Origin of the sequence: Stenotrophomonas sp. S39 (genome assembly GCF_016624665.1) — a bacterium.
GTDB lineage: Bacteria > Pseudomonadota > Gammaproteobacteria > Xanthomonadales > Xanthomonadaceae > Stenotrophomonas.
The window spans coordinates 1-6,949 of the sequence record NZ_JACVTT010000148.1; the positions used below are offsets into that span (position 1 = coordinate 1).

Sequence of the window (6,949 nt, forward strand, 5' to 3'; positions counted from 1 at the left end):
CGATATCTGACAGATGTGCCGACCAACGGTCGGCACCCACCAACAGCCGCATGAAACTGTCAGGGGTGGGGCGCAGCCCTGCCGAGACACCCCCGCCGGGGTAAACTAGCCGGATGGCTTCCCGTCCCGCGCACGAACTGCTCCAACGCGTCTTTGGTTACGACGATTTCCGTGGTCCCCAGCAGGACATCGTGGAGCACGTGGCTGCCGGTCATGACGCACTTGTCCTCATGCCCACCGGCGGCGGCAAGTCGCTGTGCTACCAGGTCCCGGCCCTGCTGCGCGACGGTTGCGGCATCGTCATCTCCCCGCTCATCGCGCTCATGCAGGACCAGGTCGAAGCCCTGCGCCAGCTCGGCGTGCGCGCCGAATACCTGAACTCGACCCTGGATGGCGAAACCGCCGCCCGCGTCGAGCGCGAGCTGCTGGCCGGCGAACTGGACATGCTCTATGTCGCCCCCGAGCGCCTGCTGACCGGCCGCTTCCTGTCCCTGCTCTCGCGCAGCCACATCGCCCTGTTCGCCATCGACGAGGCGCACTGCGTGTCGCAGTGGGGCCACGATTTCCGCCCCGAGTACCGCCAGCTGACCGTCCTGCACGAGCGCTGGCCGGATATTCCGCGCATCGCCCTCACCGCCACCGCCGACCCGCCCACCCAGCGCGAGATCGCCGAGCGCCTGGACTTGGCCGAGGCCCGGCACTTCGTCAGCTCCTTCGACCGTCCCAACATCCGCTACACCGTGGTGCAGAAGGACAACGCCCGCAAGCAGCTGACTGACTTCCTGCGCGGCCACCGCAGCGAGGCGGGCATCGTTTACTGCATGTCGCGGCGCAAGGTCGAGGAGACCGCCGAGTTCCTCTGTGGCCAGGGTTTCAATGCCCTGCCCTACCACGCCGGCCTGCCGCCGGAGGTGCGGGCCAACAACCAGCGCCGCTTCCTGCGCGAGGACGGCATCGTCATGTGCGCCACCATCGCCTTCGGCATGGGCATCGACAAGCCGGACGTGCGCTTCGTGGCGCATACCGACCTGCCCAAGTCGATGGAAGGCTATTACCAGGAAACCGGCCGCGCCGGCCGCGACGGCGAGGCCGCCGAGGCCTGGCTGTGCTACGGCCTGGGCGATGTGGTGCTGCTCAAGCAGATGATCGAGCAGTCCGAGGCCAGCGAGGAACGCAAGCAGCTGGAGCGGTCCAAGCTGGACCACCTGCTGGGCTACTGCGAATCCATGCAGTGCCGCCGCCAGGTGCTGCTGGCCGGCTTCGGCGAAACCTACCCGCAGCCCTGCGGCAACTGCGACAACTGCCTGACCCCGCCCGCCGCCTGGGATGCCACCATCCCCGCGCAGAAGGCACTGAGCTGCGTCTACCGCAGCGGCCAGCGCTTCGGCGTCGGCCACCTGATCGACATCCTGCGTGGCAGCGAGAACGAGAAGATCAAGCAGCAGGGCCACGACAAGCTGAGCACCTATGCCATCGGCCGCGACCTGGATGCGCGCACGTGGCGCAGCGTGTTCCGCCAGCTGGTGGCGGCCAGCATGCTGGAAGTGGACAGCGAGGGCCATGGCGGCCTGCGCCTGACCGACGCCAGCCGTGACGTGCTGACCGGCCGCCGCCAGGTCAGCATGCGCCGCGATGCCGCCAGCACCAGCGGCGGCCGCGAACGCAGCGCGCAGCGCACCGGCCTGTCGGTGCTGCCGCAGGACCTGGCCCTGTTCAACGCCCTGCGCGGCCTGCGGGGCGAGCTGGCGCGCGAACAGAACGTGCCGGCCTTCGTGATCTTCCACGACAGCACCCTGCGCAACATCGCCGAACAGCGGCCGACCAGCCTGGACGAACTGGCCCGGGTCGGCGGCATCGGCGGCACCAAGCTGAGCCGCTACGGCCCGCGCCTGGTGGAGATCGTGCGCGAGGAAGGCTGACCATTCTGTCCGGCCGCGCTTCGTGTATGCCGTTGTAGAGCCGAGCCCATGCTCGGCTGCCGCTGGCCCGTAGAGTCGAGCTTGCTCGACTGCTCCGCTCACCCAGTCGAGCAAGCTCGACTCTACGAAACCGTCCCTCGTCCTGCTCCAACCTTGAACGCGCCATTCAGCAAGAAGTGCATCGCGCGCCGCTTGCCGCTAGATTGACGCCCATGTCCCTCGCCTCGACCCTGCTCCGCGTCGTGCTCATGCTCAGCCTGTTGCTCAACGGGCTGAACGCGGCCATGGCCAGCGGGCACGAGCAGATGGGCCAGATGGCGCCCGCCATGGCCGCCGCAGACGCGGCCGAGGGGGATTGCCATCACCACGCCGGCATGAAGGCCGAGCCCGCGCCCCAGGCCGAAGCTCCGGCCCACGATGCCCACTGCCAGATCAAGGACTGCGTGCGCAGCTGCGCCCAGCACCCGTTGCTGGCCGTGCAGCCGCAGCCGTTCCTGGCCGGCCCGGCACTGTCGCTGGCCCCGCAGCCGATGCCCGGCGCTGGCCGCCCGGCACCGCCGCTGCCGTCCATCTCACGCCCTCCCATCGGCTGATTCCACGCGTACCGCTGCCGGCGTCCTGCCGGCGCCTTCCCGTGTCTGGAGTCACCCCATGAATACCCGCATTCCCCCCGGCCCGGGCGGCCTGCCCATGCCGTCGCGCCGCCTGTTCGTACAGGGCCTGGCCGCTGGCGGCGTAGTGGCCGGCGCCACCGCCATCGGCGTGCCGCAGCGCGCGCTTGCCGCGGCCAGCGCCACCCCGCGCCTGGCCGGCGCGCCCGCCGTGCTCACCGATACCCGCGTCGAGCTGGCCATCGGCGAGTCGCTGGCCAATTTCACCGGCCGCACCCGCCCGGCCATCACCGTCAACGGCTCGCTGCCCGCGCCCATCCTGCGCTGGCGCGAAGGCCAGATCGTAGACCTGTTCGTGCGCAACACGCTCGACCGCCACCCCACCTCCATCCACTGGCACGGCATCCTGCTGCCGGCCAACATGGACGGCGTGCCCGGCCTCAGCTTCAACGGCATCGGCCCCGGCGAGACCTACCACTACCACTTCCAGCTGAGGCAGTCGGGCACCTACTGGTACCACAGCCATTCGATGTTCCAGGAGCAGGCCGGCCTGTACGGCGCGCTCATCATCGACCCGGCCGAACCGGCGCCATACCACCACGACCGCGAGCACGTGATCCTGCTCTCGGACTGGACCGACATGGACCCGGGCGCGCTGTTCCGGCGCATGAAAAAGCTGGCCGAGCACGACAACTACTACAAGCGCACCCTGCCCGACTTCGTGCGCGACGTGCGCCGCGATGGCTGGTCGGCCGCCGTGGCCGACCGTGGCATGTGGGGCCGGATGCGGATGACGCCCACCGACATCTCCGACGTCAACGCCCACACCTACACCTACCTGATGAACGGCACGGCTCCGGCCGGCAACTGGACCGGGCTGTTCCGCAGCGGCGAGAAGGTGCTGCTGCGCTTCATCAACGGCGCCTCGATGACCTACTTCGACGTGCGCATCCCCGGCCTGAAGTTGACCGTGGTCGCCGCCGACGGCCAGTACATCCACCCGGTCAGCATCGATGAATTCCGCATCGCCCCGGCCGAGACCTATGACGTGCTGGTGGAACCGACCGGGCAGGACGCCTTCACCATCTTCTGCCAGGACATGGGCCGCACCGGCTTCGCCGCCGGCACCCTGGCCGTGCGCCATGGCCTGCAGGCACCGGTGCCGCAGCGCGACCCGCGCCCGCTGCTGACGATGAGCGACATGGGCCACGACATGAGTGGCCACGGCGGCCATGACATGGCCGCGATGAAGAGCATGGAAGGCGGCTGCGGCGCCAGCATGGGCCACGGCGCGCATGGCGGCGACAGCACCAGCATGGCACCGCAGCACCCGGCCAGCGAACGCAACAACCCGCTGGTGGACATGCAGAGTTCGGCCAGCGAGCCGAAGCTGGATGACCCCGGCATCGGCCTGCGCGACAACGGCCGCCAGGTGCTCACCTACGGCGCCATGCACAGCCTGTTCGAAGACCCCGATGGCCGCGAGCCGAGCCGCGAGATCGAGCTGCACCTGACCGGGCACATGGAAAAATTCGCCTGGTCGTTCGACGGTATTCCCTTCGCCAGCGCCGAACCGCTGCGGTTGAACTACGGCGAGCGCATGCGCATCGTGCTGGTCAACGACACCATGATGCAGCACCCCATCCACCTGCACGGCGTGTGGAGCGACGTGGAAAACGCACAGGGTGAATTCCAGGTGCGCAAGCACACCGTGGACATGCCGCCGGGCACCCGCCGCAGTTACCGCGTGCGCGCCGATGCGCTCGGCCGCTGGGCGTACCACTGCCACCTGCTGTACCACATGGAAGCAGGCATGATGCGCGAAGTGAGGATCGAAGAATGAGCCGTCACCTCTCCCGCAGCCTGCTGGCCCTGGGCCTGGCCGCTGCCTTGCCTGCGTTCGCGCAGTCGCATGACGCGCATGCCGGCCATGACATGGCCACGCCCACACCGGCGCCGGTCGATCACTCGACGATGGACCACTCGAAGATGGATCACTCGAAGATGGATCATTCGAGCATGGACCATGGCGCAATGGATCATTCGCAGATGGACCATTCGGCGATGGGCCACGACATGCCCATGCCCGCGCCCAGCGAACCCCGCGAGCCCATCCCGGTGCCCACCGATGCCGACCGCGCTGCCGCCTTCCCGCCCATCGACCATGGCGCCATGGAACACGCCCCGGACATCAACAGCCTGCTGCTGATCGATCGCCTGGAACACTGGGACGGCAGGAACGGTGATGGCCAGGCCTGGGAGGCCACCGGCTGGATCGGCGGCAACATCAACCGCCTGTGGCTGCGCAGCGATGGCGAGCGCAGTGGTGGCCGCACCGCGTCTTCGTCGCTGGAAGCGCTGTACGGGCGCAGCGTGTCGCCGTGGTGGGACGTGCTGGTCGGCGTACGCCAGGATTTCCGCCCGGCCGATTCGCGCACCTGGGCCGCCATCGGCATCCAGGGCCTGGCGCCGTACAAGTTCGAAAGCTCGGCCACGCTCTACCTGGGCTCCGGCGGGCAGGTGCTGGCCAAGGCCGAAGTGGAGTATGAGGTGCTGCTGACCAACCGGCTGATCCTGCAACCGCTGGTGGAAGCCACGCTGGCAGCCAAGGACGAACCGGAACATGGCATTGGCCGCGGCCTGAACAAAGTCGAGACCGGCCTGCGCCTGCGCTACGAGTTCAGCCGCCGCTTCGCGCCCTACATCGGCATCAGCCACGAGCGCAGTTTCGGCGATGCTGCCGACCAGGCCGGTGACCACGCGCGCGACACGCGCTGGGTGGCCGGTGTGCGCATGTGGTTCTGACGCACTGCACGGCCCCGGCAACTGCCGGGGCCAGCTACACTGCGCCGCGTTCCATCCCACACACCGCCATGTCCCTGCAGATCCGCCGCGCCACCCTGGCCGATGCCGAAGCGCTTTCGGCCATCGCCATTGCCACCTACACCGAAACCTGGGGTGATTCGTACCCGCCGCAGGAGCTGGACGTGTTCCTGCAGGACCACTACGGCATCGCGCCGCAGCGCGAGGAACTGTCCGACCCGCGCAGCGCGGTCTGGCTGCTGCTGGAGGATGCGGACGTGGTCGGCTACCTGGCCGCCGGTGCCAACACCCTGCCGCATGCCGATGCACGCGAGGGCGACATCGAGCTGAAGCGGCTGTACATCCTCGCCGCCCACCAGAACGGCGGGCATGGCGCGCGCCTGATGGATGCGTTCATCGCCTGGCTGGACCAGCCCCGGCACCGCACCCTGTGGGTGGGCGTGTGGGAAGAGAACTTCGCCGCGCAGCGCTTCTACGCGCGCTACGGCTGCGAGAAGGCCGGCGAGTACGACTTCATCGTCGGCAGCACGCTGGACCGCGAGTTCATCCTGCGCCGCCCGTAGAGTCGAGCTTGCTCGACTGCACCTGTTCCGTAGAGTCGAGCTTGCTCGACTCTACAAACAGCGTCAGAAGTCGAACAGCTCCGACAGGAAGCTCTCTTTCTTCTTTTTCTTGTAACCGTGGCCGTACTGCCCACGGTTTTCATCCTGGCGCTGGCCAAGATGGCGGGTATCGCGATGCATCACCGGCGGCGGCGCGACCTGCGGCGCGGCCTGCACCGGGGCCGGCGGCGGCACTGCAGCGCCGGCACGCTCGATGATCTTGTCCAGCTCGCCACGATCCAGCCACACGCCACGGCAGCCCGGGCAGTAGTCGATTTCGATGCCGTGGCGCTCGGCCATCTGCAGGGTCTGGGTGGTACACACGGGGCACTGCATGGGCGTGGCTCCTGTTGGTCAGCCTTCGACTCTACCTGTGCATCGATGACTGGCCGGCAACATGACCGTTGGCGGGGGCCCCGCCCTGCGTGCTGTAACGCCGTCTTAGCCGACCCTGCACGCCGGGATCACCCCACGGTCGAGCATACTTGCGCGCCTTTTCACCAATTGCTGTCCGGAGTTGTCGCGTCATGTTGCTGTCCAAGCGCCACGTAGAGCCCCGCGTCCTGCTGATCGAGGACGCCGAGGAGACCCGCGAGCTGAGCCGCATGGCGCTGGAGAGCCAGGCCTGCCACGTGGTGGGCGTGAGCTCGGCCGAAGCCGCGCTGGGCCTGCTGGCCGCCGGCGAGCGCTTCGACCTGCTGTTCACCGACGTCAACCTGGGCCTGGTCAGCGGCATCGAGGCCGCCAACCACGTGCGCGGCCTGTACCCGCAGCTGCCGATCCTGGTCACTTCGGGCATGGACCAGCACGCGGTGCTGCCGCAGCTGCGCGATGGCATCCACTTCCTGCCCAAGCCGTACAACATGAGCGAGCTGCTCGACGCCATCCGGCTGTGCTTCCGCCACGCCGATGCCGGCGTGTTGACCGGCCCGGACGCGCAGGCCGCCTGAAGCCCTGATCCACGCGTGGCGTGGATCTACTGACACTGAAGTAG

General features: G+C 68.4%; 7 protein-coding genes. 6 read left to right on the plus strand and 1 reads right to left on the minus strand.

The features are described from left to right. Positions 1 to 113 precede the first annotated feature (113 nt). From recQ to IAE41_RS21370, 5 genes are all read left to right on the plus strand, one after another. Positions 114 to 1,919, plus strand: a complete 1,806-nt coding sequence (recQ, locus tag IAE41_RS21350) for a DNA helicase RecQ (RefSeq protein WP_200734473.1) — start codon at positions 114 to 116, stop codon at positions 1,917 to 1,919. Positions 1,920 to 2,131: 212 nt separating this feature from the next. Further along, the gene (locus IAE41_RS21355) at positions 2,132 to 2,512 is read left to right on the plus strand and encodes a CopL family metal-binding regulatory protein (protein WP_200734474.1); all 381 of its coding nucleotides are present in this window, start codon (positions 2,132 to 2,134) and stop codon (positions 2,510 to 2,512) included. Between the two features lie 58 nt (positions 2,513 to 2,570). Then, positions 2,571 to 4,373: a copper resistance system multicopper oxidase gene (locus IAE41_RS21360; RefSeq protein ID WP_200734475.1), complete on the plus strand. Its 1,803-nt coding sequence runs from the start codon at positions 2,571 to 2,573 to the stop codon at positions 4,371 to 4,373. Continuing rightward, entirely contained in the window at positions 4,370 to 5,335 is a 966-nt protein-coding gene (locus IAE41_RS21365; protein ID WP_200734476.1) for a copper resistance protein B, read from the plus strand. Before IAE41_RS21360 ends, IAE41_RS21365 begins: the two co-directional genes overlap by 4 nt. 68 nt (positions 5,336 to 5,403) lie before the next feature. Next, a complete protein-coding gene (locus IAE41_RS21370; protein WP_200734477.1) occupies positions 5,404 to 5,916 on the plus strand; it encodes a GNAT family N-acetyltransferase in 513 nt (170 codons plus the stop codon). Positions 5,917 to 5,979: 63 nt separating this feature from the next. Here the strand turns inward: IAE41_RS21370 and IAE41_RS21375 are convergent, their stop codons facing one another. Further along, entirely contained in the window at positions 5,980 to 6,291 is a 312-nt protein-coding gene (locus IAE41_RS21375) for a zf-TFIIB domain-containing protein (protein WP_116864732.1), read from the minus strand. A gap of 191 nt (positions 6,292 to 6,482) precedes the next feature. Between IAE41_RS21375 and IAE41_RS21380 the strand changes: the two genes are divergently transcribed. Then, positions 6,483 to 6,905, plus strand: coding sequence for a response regulator (locus tag IAE41_RS21380; RefSeq protein ID WP_108747225.1), 423 nt, complete (start codon positions 6,483 to 6,485; stop codon positions 6,903 to 6,905). Positions 6,906 to 6,949 lie beyond the last annotated feature (44 nt).

Bases quoted from the DNA above. Each gene is read 5' to 3' on its own strand.
- recQ (WP_200734473.1), top strand. From the start codon at position 114: ATGGCTTCCCGTCCCGCGCACGAACTGCTCCAACGCGTCTTTGGTTAC.
- IAE41_RS21355 (WP_200734474.1), top strand. From the start codon at position 2,132: ATGTCCCTCGCCTCGACCCTGCTCCGCGTCGTGCTCATGCTCAGCCTG.
- IAE41_RS21360 (WP_200734475.1), top strand. From the start codon at position 2,571: ATGAATACCCGCATTCCCCCCGGCCCGGGCGGCCTGCCCATGCCGTCG.
- IAE41_RS21365 (WP_200734476.1), top strand. From the start codon at position 4,370: ATGAGCCGTCACCTCTCCCGCAGCCTGCTGGCCCTGGGCCTGGCCGCT.
- IAE41_RS21370 (WP_200734477.1), top strand. From the start codon at position 5,404: ATGTCCCTGCAGATCCGCCGCGCCACCCTGGCCGATGCCGAAGCGCTT.
- IAE41_RS21375 (WP_116864732.1), bottom strand. From the start codon at position 6,291: ATGCAGTGCCCCGTGTGTACCACCCAGACCCTGCAGATGGCCGAGCGC.
- IAE41_RS21380 (WP_108747225.1), top strand. From the start codon at position 6,483: ATGTTGCTGTCCAAGCGCCACGTAGAGCCCCGCGTCCTGCTGATCGAG.